This window comes from Clostridium magnum DSM 2767, from assembly GCF_001623875.1.
GTDB classification, from domain to species: Bacteria; Bacillota; Clostridia; order Clostridiales; family Clostridiaceae; genus Clostridium_AM; species Clostridium_AM magnum.
Map to the genome: position 1 here is coordinate 370446 of NZ_LWAE01000005.1, position 19043 is coordinate 389488.

The 19043-nt window shown below is 32.5% G+C and carries 16 protein-coding genes; 15 read left to right on the forward strand and 1 reads right to left on the reverse strand.

What is annotated here, in order from left to right; translation table 11 throughout:
* Positions 1-40: 40 nt before the first annotated feature.
* Positions 41-772 carry an AAA family ATPase gene (locus tag CLMAG_RS20645; protein ID WP_066626869.1) on the forward strand — a complete coding sequence of 244 codons (732 nt, stop codon included), beginning with the start codon at positions 41-43 and terminating at the stop codon, positions 770-772.
* 60 nt (positions 773-832) lie between these two features.
* Positions 833-1837 carry a Gfo/Idh/MocA family protein gene (locus CLMAG_RS20650; RefSeq protein WP_066626870.1) on the forward strand — a complete coding sequence of 335 codons (1005 nt, stop codon included), beginning with the start codon at positions 833-835 and terminating at the stop codon, positions 1835-1837.
* A gap of 151 nt (positions 1838-1988) precedes the next feature.
* On the opposite strand, the gene CLMAG_RS20655 is transcribed toward CLMAG_RS20650, so the two are convergent.
* Positions 1989-2783 carry an amidohydrolase family protein gene (locus tag CLMAG_RS20655; protein WP_066626873.1) on the reverse strand — a complete coding sequence of 265 codons (795 nt, stop codon included), beginning with the start codon at positions 2781-2783 and terminating at the stop codon, positions 1989-1991.
* Between the two features lie 153 nt (positions 2784-2936).
* Between CLMAG_RS20655 and CLMAG_RS20660 the strand changes: the two genes are divergently transcribed.
* The 13 genes from CLMAG_RS20660 (at position 2937) to CLMAG_RS20720 (ending at position 18941) form a co-directional block, all read left to right on the forward strand.
* A complete protein-coding gene (locus CLMAG_RS20660; RefSeq protein WP_066626875.1) occupies positions 2937-3284 on the forward strand; it encodes a winged helix-turn-helix transcriptional regulator in 348 nt (115 codons plus the stop codon).
* A 35-nt stretch (positions 3285-3319) separates the two neighbouring features.
* Positions 3320-3901 carry an NUDIX hydrolase gene (locus CLMAG_RS20665; protein ID WP_066626880.1) on the forward strand — a complete coding sequence of 194 codons (582 nt, stop codon included), beginning with the start codon at positions 3320-3322 and terminating at the stop codon, positions 3899-3901.
* 119 nt (positions 3902-4020) lie between these two features.
* The gene (locus tag CLMAG_RS20670) at positions 4021-4512 is read left to right on the forward strand and encodes a GNAT family N-acetyltransferase (protein WP_175562180.1); all 492 of its coding nucleotides are present in this window, start codon (positions 4021-4023) and stop codon (positions 4510-4512) included.
* Between the two features lie 43 nt (positions 4513-4555).
* Positions 4556-5320, forward strand: a complete 765-nt coding sequence (locus CLMAG_RS20675) for an epoxyqueuosine reductase (RefSeq protein ID WP_066626884.1) — start codon at positions 4556-4558, stop codon at positions 5318-5320.
* A 221-nt stretch (positions 5321-5541) separates the two neighbouring features.
* Positions 5542-6372: a pyridoxamine kinase gene (locus tag CLMAG_RS20680; RefSeq protein WP_066626888.1), complete on the forward strand. Its 831-nt coding sequence runs from the start codon at positions 5542-5544 to the stop codon at positions 6370-6372.
* A 60-nt stretch (positions 6373-6432) separates the two neighbouring features.
* Complete coding sequence (locus CLMAG_RS20685; protein WP_066626890.1) at positions 6433-7086, forward strand: TIGR04100 family radical SAM protein; 654 nt, start codon at positions 6433-6435, stop codon at positions 7084-7086.
* A gap of 176 nt (positions 7087-7262) precedes the next feature.
* Positions 7263-7598 carry a YnfA family protein gene (locus CLMAG_RS20690; RefSeq protein WP_066626891.1) on the forward strand — a complete coding sequence of 112 codons (336 nt, stop codon included), beginning with the start codon at positions 7263-7265 and terminating at the stop codon, positions 7596-7598.
* A 128-nt stretch (positions 7599-7726) separates the two neighbouring features.
* Positions 7727-8656, forward strand: a complete 930-nt coding sequence (locus CLMAG_RS20695) for a response regulator (protein WP_161487012.1) — start codon at positions 7727-7729, stop codon at positions 8654-8656.
* A 231-nt stretch (positions 8657-8887) separates the two neighbouring features.
* The gene (locus CLMAG_RS20700; protein WP_066626893.1) at positions 8888-11650 is read left to right on the forward strand and encodes an ABC transporter substrate binding protein; all 2763 of its coding nucleotides are present in this window, start codon (positions 8888-8890) and stop codon (positions 11648-11650) included.
* 331 nt (positions 11651-11981) lie between these two features.
* Positions 11982-12344 carry a LytR/AlgR family response regulator transcription factor gene (locus tag CLMAG_RS20705; protein ID WP_066626895.1) on the forward strand — a complete coding sequence of 121 codons (363 nt, stop codon included), beginning with the start codon at positions 11982-11984 and terminating at the stop codon, positions 12342-12344.
* 4 nt (positions 12345-12348) lie between these two features.
* Positions 12349-12705 carry a hypothetical protein gene (locus tag CLMAG_RS20710; protein WP_066626899.1) on the forward strand — a complete coding sequence of 119 codons (357 nt, stop codon included), beginning with the start codon at positions 12349-12351 and terminating at the stop codon, positions 12703-12705.
* A gap of 359 nt (positions 12706-13064) precedes the next feature.
* Positions 13065-14426, forward strand: a complete 1362-nt coding sequence (locus tag CLMAG_RS20715) for a fibronectin type III domain-containing protein (protein WP_066626901.1) — start codon at positions 13065-13067, stop codon at positions 14424-14426.
* Positions 14427-14510: 84 nt separating this feature from the next.
* Positions 14511-18941 (forward strand): cell wall-binding repeat-containing protein, encoded by a 4431-nt coding sequence (locus CLMAG_RS20720; protein ID WP_066626903.1) that lies wholly within the window; start codon positions 14511-14513, stop codon positions 18939-18941.
* Positions 18942-19043: the final 102 nt, after the last annotated feature.

A 19043-nucleotide genomic window follows, 5' to 3' on the forward strand; every position in this document is an offset into this window, starting at 1 on the left:
TAAAATCTAAATTATAAATATACTGCCGGAGGTGAAAAAAATGAATCCTATAAACTTTAATCAGTATTTGAGAAAGATTGAATTACGTAAGGAAAAGATAGATTCTTTTTCTAGATATCCATATTGCTTACCAGCGGTAAAAAATCTATCTACTCTGGAATTTCATCCTAAAGTAACATATATTGTAGGTGAAAATGGCACTGGTAAATCCACCATACTTGAAGCAATTGCAATTGCATATGGCTTTAATCCTGAAGGTGGGAGTAAGAACTTTAACTTTTCAACAAATAATACTCATTCAGAGTTATGGGAAAGATTAAAACTAGTTAAAGGAGTAAAAAAACCGGAGGATGGTTTTTTCTTGAGGGCAGAAAGTTTCTATAATGTAGCTACAAATATTGATGAAATAGATGCGGTACGGTCATACGGGGGAATTTCACTGCATTCACAATCTCATGGTGAATCCTTTTTATCTCTTATTATGAATAGATTTAAAGGAAATGGATTATACATATTAGACGAACCAGAAGCAGCCCTGTCACCTTATAGACAAATGACTTTGATTTCAAGGATTCATGATTTGGTTAAAAATAATTCTCAGTTTATTATAGCTACTCATTCTCCAATAGTGATGGCTTATCCAGATTCAATACTTTATGAGTTAACCGATGATTTTAAAGCAGTGAACTACCAAGATACTGAACATTATAAAATCATGAAATCTTTTGTTGGAAATCCTAAAAAAATTATGGATATACTTATAGCTGAGTAGTAGAATATTAAATAATAAATATTGATTGTAATTTTATATATAAAAGAGAGGAAAAATGTTATGAAGATAGGAACTATAGGAACAGGCATAATTGTAGAAGAATTTTTAAATGGAGTAAAGGAAGCGGAAAATGTTGAGTGTATAGCTGTGTATTCAAGGAAAGAAGATACAGCCCGAGCTTTAGCAGATAAGTATAATGTAAAAAAAATATATACAGATTGTAATGATTTATTTAAAGATGAAGATGTAAACTTTATTTACATAGCATCACCAAACAGTATGCATTATGAGTATGCTCTAAAAGCATTACAAAACGGAAAGAATGTTATTTGCGAAAAGCCATTTACATCAACTGTTGAAGAAGCAAAAGCATTAATTACTCTAGCGAAAGAAAAGAGTTTGTTTTTGTTTGAAGCAATCACAACAATACATTTACCAAACTATAATAAAATTAAAGAAAAAATTGAATTGCTAGGTAAATTAAAATTAGTTCAATGCAATTTTTCTCAATACTCAAGTAGATATGATAAATTTTTAGCAGGAGAAATAACAAATGTATTCAATCCAGAATTTTCAGGCGGCGCTCTTCAAGACATAAATATTTACAATTTACACTTTGTAACTGGATTATTTGGAAAAGGCGAGGTAGTAAATTACACTGCTAATATTGCTGAAAATGGCATTGATACATCAGGAATTGTTACTTTAAAATATGAGGATTTTGTATGTCAGTGTGCAGGGGCTAAGGATTCTAATAGTCCTAGTTTTGCTATTATTCAAGGAACAAAGGGATACATAAAATTAAATGGGAGTATAAATCAATGTTCATCCTTCGAGATTGAGGTTGGTGGCAGACTTGAAACTTATAACGAACAGCAATTTTCAAATAGGATGGTTTATGAGATAATAGATTTTAATGATATATACCATAGTGGTGATTTGAAAAAGTGTCATCAGCTGTTAGAACATTCTCTGAGGGTTGTAGAAACAGTAGTAACGGCAAGAAAAGAAGCGGGAATTGTATTTCCAGCGGATAAGAAACAGTTAAATTATTTTTTCAATTAATATATTTATCCGGTAGCTACCATATTTTAAGATTTCATCTAAGAACTCCATAAGTTCTTTTTCACTCTATTAAAATTTAAGTTAAGTAGTAAGGACACAGAAATTAGGGTTGACCTTACTATTTAATTTTATATTGCTATAATTCTAAATCCTATTGTCTTAGTAAATTCAATATGTTGCCTCCTAGTACTAGTTCAGATACTCTTTTATCTGGGCTGATCTTTTCAATCATTTTTCTAAATATTAGAGGGTTGCCATAAGGGGCATCTGAACTGAATAATGTACGTTCAGGTAATTCTTTAATTGCTATGGTAGGTGCTAAAATTGTATAGGTAGCTGATAAGTCTAAATAAATACTATGATTTTCTTTAGCAAGCTTTATTACATCAATCCAATGAATGCCGCCTATATGCCCTAATATCAATGGAACTTTAGGGTATTTCTTAGCTAATTGTACCAGTTCCTTAATATCCTTAAGATTCAAAGGATGGAAAGTATGAACCCATATTGGTAGGCAGCCTAAATCATCAGAAGTCTGAAAGACTACTTCTAAATATTTTACCTTTCCAGAGGCTGGTGAAAATTCTCCTAAACCGTAAAAGTTGTTTTTAATTACATGGTCATTTATCCAATCTGCTGTTTCATTATATGATAAAGATAATGGTACAAGGCCGAAACCTATAAATTTTGATGGGTTTTTATTTATGACTTCCTTTAACACTGCAGTATTACTTTTAATGTTTTTAATTCTTTCATCTAATGAATTATTACTAGCCAATACATTATTTAATACAGCTAGTTCTTTTTCTAATGATTTTAAATCGTCAGCTCTTTCAGGAGGGGGCGTTGTACAAAATAATATAGTCTTATCTACTCCTGCTTCCTCCATTAATAGTATTTGTTTTTCTGTTGGTAATATCACATGAGCATGGCTATCAATTATCATTTAAAACATCCTCTCTAAAAATTAATAAGTTTTTATATTCTATTTAGAAGAATATCATCAATAATAATTCATTTAAAGTACGCACAAATTTGAAATGGAGTGTAATAAATGATACTATCAAATTAGTATTTTATATTTTTAGGAGAATAAAAAATGGCAAAATCAAAAAGTTTAATAGTAGAATGTCCTATGGATGTAGCCATAAGTATATTAAGCGGTAAATGGAAAATATCAATTCTCTGGCATCTAACAAGAGGGATACTAAGATTTAATGAATTACAGAGAATGCTACAGGATATTACTCAAAAGACTCTAACACTCCAATTGAGGGAATTAGAAAGAGATGGTATAATTTATAGAAAAGTTTATGCAGAAGTCCCGCCAAAAGTTGAATATGGTCTTACCGAACTAGGAGAAAGCATGAAACCTATTCTAAATTCAATGTGTGAGTGGGGTAAGTTTTACCAGAAATCTAAGGATACAGAGGTTTTAGAGATATAATAATCTATGCCTTATATGATGAAAGGAGGGGCAATATGAATTGGACTGATTCAATAAAAACATATAATCCTTATAATGAACAAGAGGAAAAAGATAGAGAAATAATTCTAAAGTGTATAGATAAATTCCATAATATTTTAACTAGAGAGAATGAAATTGCTCATATAACAAGCTCAGCCTTTGTACTAAATAAAACAAAAGATAAGGTGTTAATGGTACACCATAATATATATAATTCATGGTCATGGACAGGTGGTCATGCAGATGGAGAAGAAGATTTACTGGCTGTGGCAATTAGAGAAGTGAGGGAAGAAACTGGCGTAAATAATATTCGACCTGTTAGTTCGGATATATTTTCCCTGGATATACTAACTGTATTAGGGCATGTAAAAAGAGGAAAATATGTTGCTCCACATTTACACTTGTCAGTTGCCTATTTAGTAGAAGCTGATGAAAGTGAACTGCTTATTATTAAGGAAGATGAAAATAGCGGTGTTAAATGGATTCCAATAGAGGAAGTAAATGCATATTCAAATGAACCACATATGCAGAAAGTATATAGTAAGTTAATATCTAAAATTAAAGAATTAAAGAGAAAATGCCAAGATAAGCTTTAGCTTTGAAAAATAGAAGGGAGGAGTTACGTTAAAACAAGTGATACTATAGTAGATTTGTAATATTATTATAGAGCTTTGTAAGTTTTACGTAACGGAAGACGATGACTATTAAAGAAGAGATGATAATTAGAGATGCAAAATTTGAGGATTTGCCTAGTATTGTAGATATTTATAATTCCACAATACCTGGACGAATGGTTACTGCTGATACGGAACCTGTAACCGTTGAAAGTAAAGAAAAGTGGTTTTATGACCACTGTCCAAATAAGAGACCAATGTGGATTATAGAAAAAGATAACAAAATTTGTGGTTGGCTAAGCTTTCAATCCTTTTATGGAAGACCGGCATATAATGCGACAGCAGAGCTTAGTATCTATATCTCAGATAATTATCGAAGAAAAGGACTTGGTCATATTTTTATGGAAAGGGCAATTGACATTTGTCCTAAACTAGGCATAAACACTCTTCTTGGCTTTATTTTCAGCCATAATGAACCAAGTCTAAAATTATTCCAAAAATATGGATTTGAAAGCTGGGGACAGCTACCTAGGGTTGCCGTACTGGATGGTATTGAGAGAGATTTAACTATTGTAGGTAAGAGAGTTTATTAATAATGATTTTATAATATTGTAGTATTTAAGGGGTGAGGTAAAAATGCGTAATAAAGTTGAGACCATGATAAAGGAATTTGTAAAACATTATGCTGAATCAAAAGGTTTTAAAACTAAATGGAAAGAACCTTTAATAGCTTATGCTGATGCTGAGGATAAAATGTTTTATGAACTAAAGGTGGTTGTAAGTTATTCCCATGCTTTACCAAAAGATTTTTTACAAGAGGCTAAGACAGTAATAACTTACTTCATTCCTTTTGATGATACAGTAATTAGAAGTAATATTGATGGGAGGGAATCTTCAAGAGTATGGGCAATAGCTTACATAGAAACGAATCAACTTATAGCCGATCTAAATACCTATATAAATGAAGAGCTTAAGAATATGGGGTTTAACGGAACTATTATTCCAGCAACACATAATTTTGATAAGAGAAAATTAATTAGCGACTGGTCCCATAGACATGTTGCATTTATAGCAGGGCTTGGAAGTTTTGGGTTAAATAATATGCTTATTACGGACAAAGGATGTTGTGGCAGAATTGGTAGTTTAGTAACAGATTTAAAGATAGAATCTTCAGAAAGAAAAAATAGAGAATACTGTTTATTTAGGCATAATGGTACTTGTAAAAAGTGTATAGATAGATGTGTAAATGATGCTTTAAAGGTGGACTGTTATGATAGACATAAGTGTTATGAAATCTGCCTGAATAATGATAAAGTTCATTTAGATATTGGGCTAACAGATGTTTGTGGAAAATGCTTAGTTGGTATACCATGCTCTACAATAAATCCTGTAAAAAAATAGCTTCAGCTATTGGATTAGTCTTTAAGCTTTTATAGTAAAACCTATAACTTATACTCTACCTCAAAAGGAATAGAGATAGTTAGATTTTTAGAATCAGTTACTAGAAACTTAGTAGCTGATTATTTTCTTTATCTGATGGTTGTGTAAAATTTGTATCCATACACTTTATTTTTTATATTAGTTAGAATATAATAGAAAGAATGAGAAAAGGCGGTGTTATAGTGAGCTTAAATAAACAGAAGAGGATTGCTGTTATAAATGATGTTACTGGCTTCGGACGATGCTCTGTAGCAGTGGCCTTACCTATTATATCAGCAATGAAAATACAATGTTGTCCATTACCTACTGCAATATTATCTGCCCACACAGGATTTTCAAGTTTCTTTTTTGATGATTATACTCCTCATATGAGAGATTATATCAATAATTGGAAAGAACTTAATTTGGAGTTTGATGGAATCTGTACTGGATTCTTAGGTTCAAAAGAACAAATTGATATTGTTGTAGAGTTTTTAGAAAACTTTAAAACAGAAAATACTACTGTTATGGTTGATCCAGTTATGGGTGATTATGGACAACTTTATTCTACATATACACAGGAAATGTGTGATGAAATGAAAAAATTAATTAAGTATGCAGATGTAATGACTCCAAATCTTACTGAAGCCTGCAGGCTTCTTGATATTCCTTATCCAGATAGAATATTAAATCCAGAGGAACTTGAAGAAATTGCTAAAGAACTTTGTAAAAAAGGTCCAAATAAAATTGTAATAACTGGGCTACAACATAATGGGAACATAGGAAACTTTGTATATGAAACAGGAAAACCCAATTCGATTATAGGTGTAAAGAAAATTGGTGAGGATCGTTCAGGCACTGGAGATGTATTTACTTCTATTGTAGCCTCCAATATAGTAAAAGGAGTAGATCTTGTCACTGCTGTAAAAAAGGCTGCAAATTTTATTAGTAAAGCTATTGATTATACTTCTAAAATAGGTACTCCAGTACATGAAGGTATTTGTTTTGAAGAATATTTGACAGAGCTTAAATAATTGTACATATATTGATTTACTATTGCTTTTAAATTAAAAAAGAAAAGAGGAAGATAAAATATGCTTATTTTATATACAGCTAAAAATGGTATTTATACCGATTTAAAAGACAGTTATACTAATGAAAAGGAATTAATTAACAAGAATATTTATGTTAACATAACTAATAGATGCCCTTGTGCCTGCACTTTTTGTTTAAGAAATACTAAGGAGTTAGATGAATCAAATAATTTATGGTTAGATACAGAACCTACTGTTCAGGAAATTACAGCAGAATTTGAAAAATATGATTTAAACAAGTTTAATGAAATTATATTCTGCGGATTTGGAGAACCCTTAGTTAGACTTGAGGATTTATTGGAAGTGGCAAAATATCTGAAAAATAGAAATAGTAATATTAAAATTCGTGTAAATACAAATGGATTAGCAGATTTAGTTCATGGAAAGGAAACTGCTCCATTATTAAAAGGGCTAATTGATACTGTGTCTATAAGTCTTAACGCATCGAATGCTGAAGAATATCTAAATCTAACTCGCAGTAAATTTGGTATTGAATCTTATGACGCTATGCTGAAATTTGCAGTAGCTTGTAAAGATTATGTTCCAAATGTAGTTCTTACAGTAGTAGATTGCATTGGAAAAGAAGAAATAGATACTTGTCAAGCTATATGTGACAGAATTGGAGTGACTTTAAGAGTTCGTCCTTTTGAATAAAAATAATCGGTTACTATGATTTAGTAGCCGATTATTTTTATGTAGTATTTTAACTAGCAACTTGGAATATATGTTATAATTTTCATGTCACTAAATTAAAGCTATATTCAGCAGCAGACTTAGATATATTTTAGTAAGTGAAAAAGCTAAAATTACATAAAGATAGGAGTACTATTATGGAGATTCTTAAATCAATATTTTATTTTGTATTGGCAGGAGTATTTGAGATTGGTGGAGGATATTTAGTATGGTTATGGATAAGAGATGGCAAAAGCATATGGTATGGTTTAGCTGGAGCTATAAGTTTGATTATCTATGGAATAGTTCCAACGCTGCAGCCACCAAGCGCTAGCTTTGGACGAGTATATGCAGCATATGGTGGAATATTTATTGTTCTTTCAATTCTGTGGGGATGGAAGATAGATAATATCATACCTGATAAGTTTGACCTAATTGGAGGAATTGTAGCGCTTATAGGAGTTTTAATAATTATGTATTACCCAAGAGGTTAAGTTAACTATAGATAGAGAAATTTAGTTGTTTAAGTTTTTCTATCTATAGTTGTTTATTTAGAATTTTTGATGATGCTAATTGTTTATAAGAATGTGATTTTTAAGGTAAGGACTACAGTGTTATGTGTATGTTTTTACCAGACATGGAAGAGGGTGTATCTATGTTAAGTGCTGTAATTGTAGATGATGAAATTCCTGTTCTTAATTTGCTGAAGATGTTTTTGCAAAAAACCGAACAGGTCAATATTTTAGGAGCTTATACCGAACCTAATGAGGCTCTTGAAAATATTATAAATATAAAACCAGACGTAGTATTTTTAGATATAGAAATGCCAGAGATGAACGGATTAGAGCTTGCAAGCCGTCTTATAGAGCAAAATGATGAATTAATGGTCGTATTTGTTACTGGTTACAATCAGTATGCTCTTGAAGCATTTCAGGTAAATGCACTGGGCTATATATTGAAGCCTGTGAATCCAAATACAATACAAAAGTGTATTTCAAGACTTATTAAGCTTAGAACTCCTAAAAATGAGGAAAAAACTGAGGAAACAGATAAAAAGATATACTGTTTTGGGGATTTTCAAGTATGTGGAAAGAATGGTGTGGTCAAATGGCCTACTCGAAAGGTAGAGGAAATGTTTGCGTACTTTATAGTTCATAGAGATTCCAATGTTGATGGTTATATACTGGGAGAGATTCTATGGCCAGAAGAAGAGCCAGATAAGATTAAGACAAATCTTCATACATCGCTTTATAGACTTAGGAAAACCATCAAGGAAAACGGCTTGCCTATAGAAATTTCCTCAAAAAAAGGTGGAAAAGGAGTTTATAGATGCAGCTTAGGTAAATTTTCCTGTGATCTAATAAAATTTGAAAATGCAGCTTTAAAAAACATCACTATAAATAGAAGTAATATTGATGAGTTTGAAGAAATTTGCTTGCTATATAGAGATGATTTATTTTCTGAAAAAAATTATGAATGGTGTGGAAATGAAAAAGAGTATTTGCAGAGATTTTATGCATATATGCTATTCAAAAAAATAGAGCTCTACTAATAAAATTTCATGAGGAATTTAAGTTAAAGTTGTTTAAAGAAATAGGAGTTCAACCACAGGAGGAAACAGAGAAACTTTTTATAAAGCTAGTTAACCAATTATAAAATAGAAAAGTACACTTAGAGGAGGTGAAGGAGTGAAAAAAAACTTTCAGAAACAGGTACCTTTAAAGAGAAAAATAAAAGAGATACTCACTTTTGGGGCAAAAACAGAAAATATAGAATAATAAATATGCTTCTTGCTATTATTCTATTTACGGTATATTCTCACAACAATATTATATATGCAGACAGTATCCAGGAAAAGCATGTACTTATTGTGAATCCTTTTACACAAGATTATCCTGGAAGTCAGTTATATATTAAGGGGATAAAAAGCACATTAGAAAAAAACTCGGAATTTAAATTTGATTACTCATATGAATACTTAGACCTTGCGAGGCACAGCCATGACGAGCGATATCTAGAGGACTTAGCAAAATATTTAAAGGCGAAGTACTTAAAATATAAGCCGGATTATATAATAACTGCTATCAGTGCTTATTCTCTATTTTCAAAGTATGGGAACGATGTATTTCCTAATATTCCTGTTATTATAGACCGGGATGATGATACTCATTTTATAAACCCTATGCCTCCCAATCACATTGAGATATCTCAGTTAACTGAAATTGATAAGAATATAGATATTATATTGAAAACAAAACCCTTAACAAAAAAGATTTATATGGTGCTAGGTGATTCAATAAACGAGCGAAACATTGCGAAACCAATTCTAGAGGCAGAAAATAAATTTTCTGATAAGGTAGAATTTGTTTTACTAAATAAACTTCCTTACGAGGATATGCTGAAGGTTATAAAAAATGCTGAAGACAATTCCGTAATTTTGTATTTTAGATGGTATTCCGATGTAAAAGGCAAAAGCTTCATTCCCACAGAAGTAATTCAAACGGTATGTCAGTATGCTAAAGTGCCAGTGTATGGAGTTTCCATGCAGTATCTTGGCAGCGGAGTTATTGGTGGTTATGTAGGTAATCAGGAGCTAGTAGGACAAACAGCTGGTAGTATAGTACTAAATATCCTAAAGGGAAACAAGCTTTCTGACAATCATATTTATGCCTCATCTAGAGTATATATTTTTGATTGGCGGCAGCTTAAACGGTGGAAAATAGATGAGAAAATACTGCCAACTGGCAGCATAATTCAATATAGAGAAAAAAATGTTTGGGAGTTATACAAGGCTTATATTATAGGAACTTTTGTTTTACTTATAGTACAAGCAGTACTTATCATTGTGCTTTTAATTAATAAAAGAAAGAGGAAAAGGGCTGAAACTGAATTGTTACAGGCCAATAACTCACTTAGAGAAATGACTGAAAAGCTAATCAATATTGATAAGATGAAGGATGAATTTCTTGTTACTACATCTCATGAGTTGCAAACTCCTCTCAACGGAATTATAAATATATCAGAAACCTTAGTAGAAGGAAAGTATGGTGATATAAACCAAAAGCAGGAAGAGGAACTTAATGTAATACTAGCTGTATCAAGAAGGCTTTCTTTACTAATAAGGGATATTATAGATTTTGAGAAAATAAAAAGAAACGAAATTGAACTTAATCTTACTGCAATCGATATTAGGTCAGCTTCAACAGTAGTGGTTGAAGTATTGAAACATCTAATTGACAGTAAAAATGTAGAGATTTTAGTAAGTATACCAGAAGATCTTTCACCGGTTTTTGCAGATGAAAATAGACTGCTGCAGGTTTTATTCAACCTTCTCGGCAATGGAGTGAAATTTACGGCCAAGGGAACTGTCACTCTATCTGCGGAGGAAAAAGGAGACTTTGTAAAAATTAGCATAGAGGATACAGGCATTGGAATTTCAAAAGAAAAGCAGGGAAAATTATTTTATGCTTTTTCACAGGCAGAAGAAGAAACTTCCATTCAGTATGGGGGAAGTGGATTAGGATTATACATCTCACGTCAATTATTAAAACGAATGAATGGTCAGATATTTTTAGAATGGTCAGAACCACAAAAGGGCACCTGTTTTTCCTTTGTGCTTCCTAAGACAAAAGTAGAACCAGCAAATAAAAAAAGAATACTGGAGTTAGAATCAGAAGAAGCGGCTGCTACTATAAAGGTTGAAAATAAATCTGTGAAAAATTGTAGTATTCTTGCAGTAGATGATAAAATTACTAATCTAAGAGCGTTGAAATCTATTTTCCACGATAGAGAATATGAAGTTTTAACTGCATCAAATGGTATGGAAGCTATTGAAATAGTAAATACAGAAAAAGATATAGATCTTGTTCTTATGGATGTGATGATGCCAGGAATATCTGGCTATGAAGCATGTAGAAAAATAAGAGAAAAATATTCATCATATGACTTGCCAGTGGTAATCTTAACAGTGAGGGACGCACCAGAGGATATAGCAGCAGGTTTTGATGCTGGAGCCAATGATTTTGTTACAAAGCCTTTTGTAGCAAAAGAGCTTAGGGCAAGAGTTTCTAATTTAATCCAGATGAAAAAATCAGTACAGAAGGCATTAAAAAATGAAATGGCTTTTTTACAGTCTCAGATTAAACCTCATTTTTTATATAATGCTATTAGTACAATAATGTCTTTTTGTTACACTGATGGAGCAAGAGCAGGGGAGTTGCTTGCATACCTAAGTCAATATTTACAAAAAAGCTTTAATATTGATAATACAGCCACCACTGTCAGTCTTGAAAATGAATTGGAATTGACAAAGGCCTATACAGAAATACAAAAGGCTAGGTTTGGAGAAAGGCTCACAGTGGAATACGATATAGATGATAGTCTTATGGAGCAAAGAATTCTACCCCTAATAATCCAGCCTCTAGTTGAGAATTCAATACAGCATGGTCTTATGAAAAGAAAAAATGGGGGAATTGTAAAAATAACCGTTAAAAAAGAAATAGGCGGAATTAGAATTTCTGTTGAGGATAACGGAATAGGAATTTAAAACATTGAAGCGGTATTTGAAAATAAGCCTTCAATAAAAAAAGCCAGAGGTGGAGTTGGCATTTCAAATATTAGAGGGCGGTTAATGAAGTATTATGGTGTAGAACTCTATTTGGATTCGAAGGTAAGTGAAGGTACACAAGTATGCTTTATCCTACCTGTGCAAGATGTAAACTGAAGAAGAGAGATAAATATAATAAGTAAAAAAACACTCTATGGTTGTATGATATTGGAACTATAGGGTGTTTTTATAATTTTAAGTGGAAAATGTGGGGGAATTTCAGAGATTTGTAAGAACTGTTTAATATAATAAATATTATGAGGTGATGAAAATGGCTGTTGGGGTTATTGTAGATGATAACGAGAAGGCACTTAATTATTCATTATCAATGATAAAAGACATGGGACAGTTTAAAGAAATTTATGGATTTTGTTACCCAGAGGAAGCTTATTCTTTTATAAAACAAAAGGGGTGTGATGTTTTATTTGTTGAGACGGAGATGAAAGGCATGAATTGTTTTGTTCTTATAAACAAGCTTAGGAAAATATATAATAATATTTTTTTCATCATAGTCATGGGAAGAGAAGAATATGCCTACGAGGCTTTGCAAAAGGATATTATGGATTATATTTTGAAACCTTTATCACCAAAGCGAATTAGAGAAACATTAAAAAGATTAAGAAAGTATTATTAAGTATATGGTAGTATTTGTTACTGGTTATAATCAGTATGCTCTTGAAGCATTTCAGATAAATGCACTGGATTATATACTGAAGCCTGTAAATCCAAATACAATACAAAAGTCTATTTCTAGACTTACTAAGTTTATAACTCCTAAAAATAAATTGGAATTAGATAATGGAGTAGGAGTTAAATGTATAGAAACTGTATTAAAGAAAAAACATTCGTCACTAAAAAAATCCTTAGGAGGGGTTGGTCTTTCAAATGTTAGCGTACGGTTACTTAAATATTATGGTATAGAACTTAATATTTACTCAAAGATAGACGAGGGTACAAGGGTGCAATTTATTATACCCATGGGATATACAATTTGAACAGAGGTAGTATTAATATGTGCTATATTTTGAGATAAGGAAATATATAAATGAAGATAAAATACATTCTGTAGTTGTTAAATTTAAAACTATAGAATGCCTTTTTTGTCTGCAAATTCAAAAATATAACAAAAATTTCAGAGGTTTGTAAGAAAGTTTTTGTATAATTAAATTTGCGACAGATAAGTTTATTAAATGAAATGGAGGTTATTGGAAGTGGTATGTATGAAGTGATTAGTTGAAATGGTGAATTATAACTTCTTTACAGTATATTATAAAAAAGGCAAGTTTTCTGTTTTAGATAACAGAAAGTAATAAATTAGTAAAGAAACAACAATAATTTTACAAGGAGGAAGAAAATGATTAGCAAATTTAAAACAAAGTTTTTATTGGCTTTTTTAGTTTTTGTCATTGGTTTTTTCTATGTGGATTGTGGTAAAGTTTATGCAGCATATAGCTGGAAGTCCCTAGGGACAGCTGGTTTTTCAGAGGGGCCGGCATACAATACATCTCTCTCTATATATAATGGAACGCCTTATATTTCCTATACAAACGATGGTATGTATGAAACTGTAATGAAATTTGATGGCAGTTCTTGGAGTCCTGTAGGAACAACTGGATTTTCAACTGATATGGAGTGCGCATCTTTTTGCGTAGATAATAATGGAATACCTTATATAGCTTATATAGACGAATCAGTATGGCCAGGTCCATTAACAGTAAAGAAATATGCCAATGGTTCTTGGGAAACAGTAGGAACACCCGAAGTTATAAATTATACAGTAAACTTTACATCGTTATATATAGATAATGGGATACCTTATGTTCCCTATACGCATAGAAATAGATTTGGTTCTGGTATAACAGTAAAAAAATTTATCTCTAATTCCTGGCAAGAAGTAGGAGAAATCTCCCATGGAAGCAATGGAGGATATGAGGCAGATCCTATATCTTTGTATGTAAATAATGGAATACCTTATATGGCTTATACAGATGTTGCAAATGGTCACAAAGCAACAGTAGCAAAGTACGATGGTAGTACTTTTCAACCTTTAGGAACAGCACTTTCACAAAGTAATGCATACTATACAGTTATACGTGTAGATAATGGAACACCTTATGTTGCTTTTATGGATGGTGAAAATAACTATAAACCAACAGTAAAACAATTGGTATATTCACTGGATTTAACCATAACTACAGCTACAGCAATATCAGATATAAATGTGGCAAACGGGACAAACCTGGGAACGGTAAACTTACCACAAACTGTAACCATAACTTTAAGTGACAACACAACCACAAGTGCAGCGGTTACCTGGGATAACAACAGTACACCGATATATAATGGCAATACAGCAGGAAATTATACCTTTATGGGAACAATAACACCACCAGTAGGAGTTGTTAACACAAACAATATAACAACTTCAGTTAAGGTTGTGGTAGAAGCTCCAACAGTAACTGTATCAGGAAGTCCTACTAATGCAACAGTAACAATTAAAAATGGACGAGCAACTATTAGATTTACACCACCAGCTAATGATGGTGGAAGTCCTATTACACAATATACAGTAACCGTAAGCCCTGGGAATTATACAGTAACAGGAAAGGCAAGTCCAATAATGGTAACAGGTTTAAGGTCAGGTATAAATTATACGTTTATATTAAAAGCTATAAATGCAGCAGGGGAAAGCGAAGGGGTATCTGTAAGTAACTAGTGTTTATAATTGATATAACCTCTTAGGTAAGAATACAATGCCTAATGTGGTAAAATGTTATTTTAAGGAAGTGAAAGTTTAAAAATGTTTGATAAGTACAAAAAAATATTAGCTAAAATAGCTCTTTTTGCAATGGTATTTGGCATTCTTCCACAAAATTGTGTGAAGGTATATGCAGCAACGAATGCTTTGCCAGCTCAGTCACAAGATGCCAGCGTCATTACATCAGGTTTAGCAAATCCAAGTGGTATAGCTATGGACAAAAGTGGAAATGTATATGTTTCTGAGAGTAATGGTCCGTCTATAGTCAAAATAAATCCAGCTAATGGAGATAAAACTACGGTATCAAACACAACCCATAGCGCAATATCTGTAGCAGTAGATAACAATAATACTGTTTATTTTACAGACAATATCGATGCAGGGGGAGGTACTATCTATAAGAAAATAACAGATGGTAGCATATCACCTGTAGCAACAAGTGATTTTAATATTACTGATGTAGCAGTAAATAGCAAAGGTGATATTTACTATACATCTTGGAATGGTGGATATGTAAAGAGAATAAATGCCTCCGATAATAGTGTTACAGAAATAAATTTAAATATTCAAGATCCAAATCCAGCAGGAATAGCAGTGGAGAGAAATGACAATATATACGTTGCAGAACAACCAAGTAAGAAAATCTATAAAATAGATGCTAATGATGACAGTCAAGTTACTGCTATTAATACTAATAACACTGACATTGGGAATCCTTGGGATGTAGTAGTGGATAGTGGTGATAATGTCTATGTTATAAATGATACTTTAGAAAATAATGGAGATGTATATAAAATATCTCCTGATGGCAATTGTACAGAAGTTGGAGCAGATTTTTCTGATTCTTCAAACATAGCTATAGATAGCAGTGGCAAAAATATCTATCTTATAGACACGGTTAATAATAGTATTATAGCACTGAAGGCACCAACTATTGCAACTCAATCAACAGCACAAACGGTAACAACAGGTCAGGAAGCAAACTTTAGTGTGATTGCCACAGGGTCAGCTATCAGCTACCAATGGCAAAAGGATGGCAATGATATTGAAGGGGCAAATTCATCAACTTTAAGTATACCAAACGCACAGGTAGCTAATGCAGGAAGCTATACGGTGGAGGTAAGCAATACGTTAGGGACAGTAACAAGTAGTGCAATAACCTTAACAGTAAATCCGTCAGTACCAAGTCAATCAGAAAACTACATATATCGTGAAACTATAGACAAGCAATCCCCAAATCTCAGAGGCATTGCTATAAGCGGTAATGATAAATATGTAGTTAGTTGTCCTAGTGCAAATGACGGAGACGGCAAGGTATATAAATATACTGCTGGTGGAAATGCCACAGCAATTATTACAGGGCTCAATTATCCAACGGATGTAGTTACTTCGAATTCTGCTATATATGTAGTAGACGGATATACTCAAAATCCAAAAGTTCTAAAGTATGATTCTAATGGACAAAATCCTGTTCAAATAGGAACTGCAGGAACTGGAGAAGGTCAATATAGCTTACCTTATAGTGTTGACTTAGATAATCAGGGAAATATATATGTTACAGATTTTAATCAAAAGAAGATATTAAAATTCAGAGTTAATGGAACCTTAGATAAAGAGATTCCATGTACGAATGCTCCTTATGGAATTGCAATAGATCGTACAAATGGATATGTATATGTAACAGAAGTAGATGGATATACAGTAAAAAAGTATAACTTAAATCTTGAACAGCAAACTGTAACTGGCGCAGAATGGACAGGCTTACATTATCCAGTGAGCTTAACTGTGGACAGTGTAGGAAATGTTTTTGTATTGGTAAATGATTTTTGGAATGAAAATACAGAACAAAATCCAGTTTCAAATTGTGTAAAGAAATTTGATTCTAATGGAAAGCTGCTAGCTACCTTTGGAGAAACAGGAACTAGCAACGGACAATTTAATGAAGATGGAGATATTGCAGTAGATGCACAGGGAAATGTGTATGTTACGGACGTTACAAGTAGAATACAAAGATTTTCTGTGGCATCAGGATCAGCAGCAACACCAGCCTATACAGCGGAAGCTGTTGCAGCAAATTCAACACCAATAGCTGGAGTAGATAACATAATTAGAATAACTGTTAAAGATTCAAGTGGAAACACAGATACCAACTTTACTGGTTTAAAAAATGTTACCATATCAGGATACACAGCAGCACCAAATTGTAGTTATGGAAGGATTATACAGTCTATGGCTTCTTTGAATGTACTTGGTAATGATTTTGCCACTAGTATTAATCTACTTGGAGAAATTACAACACCATCTACTACAAAGAATATATACTTTGAAAGAGGTGTGTCATTCGTAGACTTGGCATTGAACAATGCAGAAGCACAAAATATAGTATTCAGTGTAGAAGGAGTAAATACTCCAAATACTACTGCAATTACAATAACGCCAGTACCAGCGGCAGCAGCTTCAATCAAGTTAACTCAGGATATCACAGCACCTTCTTCAAATGGAGGACAGTTTGCGCAGCAGCCGAAAGTTGCTATCAGGGATCAATATTGGAACATATGTACAAACAATAGTACAGTTCAAATAACAGCATCTAAAAATGATAGTGGTGCATGGACATTAACAGGAGCAACAACAGTAGCAGCAATTGAAGGTATAGCAAACTTTGATGATCTTGGTGCAACTAATACATCAGCAGTTACTGGAGCGCAGTTACTATTTAATACTGCAGAACTTACACCGATAACAAGTAGTGTAGTAAATCTTCCAGCACCGGCATCTTCCAGTAATGGTGGTAGCTCTAGTAGTTCATCAGGAAGCAGCTCATCATCAAATACTATTACAGGTTCTGTATTAGAAGGAAGTACAGGAAATCAGGTTTCAAGTATAACAGCCAGCGTAACTACTGACAGCAGTGGTAATAAAACTATTTCAATGAAAGTTTCAGAGGCTGTATCATTAAAAGCACCAGATGGAACTACAAGTCCATTAGGGGATATTTCAAAAGTGTCTATTACAACAGCTGAAGGTGCTCCTATTACAATTGCAGCAGATGGAACTGTTAAAATTGAAAATCTAGCTAAGGGAACAGATAATAAATTTGAAGTAACCTATGATTTAGGAAATGGGCAAAAGATTGTTATTGGAAATATGGAAATTAAAGTTGGATCTAACGGAGAAGTAAGTTTAACTAATACATTAATTGACCCATATGGAATAATAACAGATGTAACAACAGGAAAAGTTATTGAAGGAGCAAATGTTACACTGTATTATGCAAACACAGATAGAAATAAAGCAGCAGGAAAGACACCAGATATAGTAGTAGCACTTCCAGCTATAAAAGGATTTAAACCAAATGATAATAAAAATCCACAGGTAAGTGACAACAAAGGAGCCTATGGATTCATGGTATTCCCTACTTCGGATTACTATATAGTAGCAACTAAAGATGGGTACCATAAGTATATAAGCCCTGTAATTTCAGTAGAACAGGAAATTGTGAAATGGGATATTAGAATGAACCCAGAAAATACTTCAAGTCAAGCAGTAGGAGTACAACGATTAGCTGGACAAACAAGAATAGATACTGCTTTAAGTGTTGCAAAGGCAACTTACTCAAGTAAAGTTTCTAATGTAGTACTTGTGGCTTCAGAAGACTATCCTGATGCTTTGTCAGGAAGTGTACTAGCATATAAATTAAATGCACCAATGCTTCTTATAGGAAGTACAGATGAAGAAAAGGAAAAAGTATTATCCTATATGAAATCTAATATGGACAGTACAGGTAGTGTTTATTTACTTGGAGGACAAGGTGTGTTAGGTAAAGATTTTGAGGATAAAGTTGTATCTGCCGGCTTTAATAATGTAACAAGAATAGGTGGAGTAGACAGATATGAGACTTCAGAAAAAATAGCAGAAAAGTTAAACGTAAATAAGGAAACTGCTGTAGTTGTTGTTTCAGGTGAAAACTATCCAGATGCACTATCAGTAAGCAGTATTGCAGCGGTGAATCAATACCCTATATTACTAGTTAGAAAAGATGGAGTTTCTGTTACAATAAAGAAGGAAATTTCAACTATAAATCCAACTAAGGTATTTATTATAGGATTGGAAGGCTCAGTAGGCTCAGCAGTTGAAAGTAGTATATCTCAGCTTATACCAATAGAAAAGTCAAATGTAACAAGAATAGGTGGCAAAGATCGTTTTGAAACTTCTCTTGAAGTAGGCAAGTATTTCAACCTAACAGGTAATGAAGCTTGTGTAGCGACAGGAAATAGTTTCCCAGATGCCCTTGTTGGAAGTATATACGCAGCAAAATATAATGCACCAATTATTCTGGTAAATGATAACTTATCAGACAATGAAATTTTATACTTAAAAAATAGTAAATTATCTGGAAGTACAATATTTGGTGGAGAAGGCGTAGTAAATAAGAACATTGAACAACAAATATCTCAGATACTTGGTAAGTAATTGAAATAAAAGAGCTGTTACATTAAGAAATTTACATACAATATATTGTAGTATTATTCTTAGTGCAACAGCCCTTTTTTATCGGAAATGGAAGCATAACTT

Bases quoted from the DNA above. Each gene is read 5' to 3' on its own strand.
- CLMAG_RS20655 (WP_066626873.1), bottom strand. From the start codon at position 2,783: ATGATAATTGATAGCCATGCTCATGTGATATTACCAACAGAAAAACAA.
- CLMAG_RS20675 (WP_066626884.1), top strand. From the start codon at position 4,556: ATGCGTAATAAAGTTGAGACCATGATAAAGGAATTTGTAAAACATTAT.
- CLMAG_RS20670 (WP_175562180.1), top strand. From the start codon at position 4,021: ATGATAATTAGAGATGCAAAATTTGAGGATTTGCCTAGTATTGTAGAT.
- CLMAG_RS20710 (WP_066626899.1), top strand. From the start codon at position 12,349: ATGGTAGTATTTGTTACTGGTTATAATCAGTATGCTCTTGAAGCATTT.
- CLMAG_RS20660 (WP_066626875.1), top strand. From the start codon at position 2,937: ATGGCAAAATCAAAAAGTTTAATAGTAGAATGTCCTATGGATGTAGCC.
- CLMAG_RS20715 (WP_066626901.1), top strand. From the start codon at position 13,065: ATGATTAGCAAATTTAAAACAAAGTTTTTATTGGCTTTTTTAGTTTTT.
- CLMAG_RS20665 (WP_066626880.1), top strand. From the start codon at position 3,320: ATGAATTGGACTGATTCAATAAAAACATATAATCCTTATAATGAACAA.
- CLMAG_RS20690 (WP_066626891.1), top strand. From the start codon at position 7,263: ATGGAGATTCTTAAATCAATATTTTATTTTGTATTGGCAGGAGTATTT.
- CLMAG_RS20650 (WP_066626870.1), top strand. From the start codon at position 833: ATGAAGATAGGAACTATAGGAACAGGCATAATTGTAGAAGAATTTTTA.
- CLMAG_RS20700 (WP_066626893.1), top strand. From the start codon at position 8,888: ATGCTTCTTGCTATTATTCTATTTACGGTATATTCTCACAACAATATT.
- CLMAG_RS20685 (WP_066626890.1), top strand. From the start codon at position 6,433: ATGCTTATTTTATATACAGCTAAAAATGGTATTTATACCGATTTAAAA.
- CLMAG_RS20705 (WP_066626895.1), top strand. From the start codon at position 11,982: ATGGCTGTTGGGGTTATTGTAGATGATAACGAGAAGGCACTTAATTAT.
- CLMAG_RS20695 (WP_161487012.1), top strand. From the start codon at position 7,727: ATGTTTTTACCAGACATGGAAGAGGGTGTATCTATGTTAAGTGCTGTA.
- CLMAG_RS20645 (WP_066626869.1), top strand. From the start codon at position 41: ATGAATCCTATAAACTTTAATCAGTATTTGAGAAAGATTGAATTACGT.
- CLMAG_RS20720 (WP_066626903.1), top strand. From the start codon at position 14,511: ATGTTTGATAAGTACAAAAAAATATTAGCTAAAATAGCTCTTTTTGCA.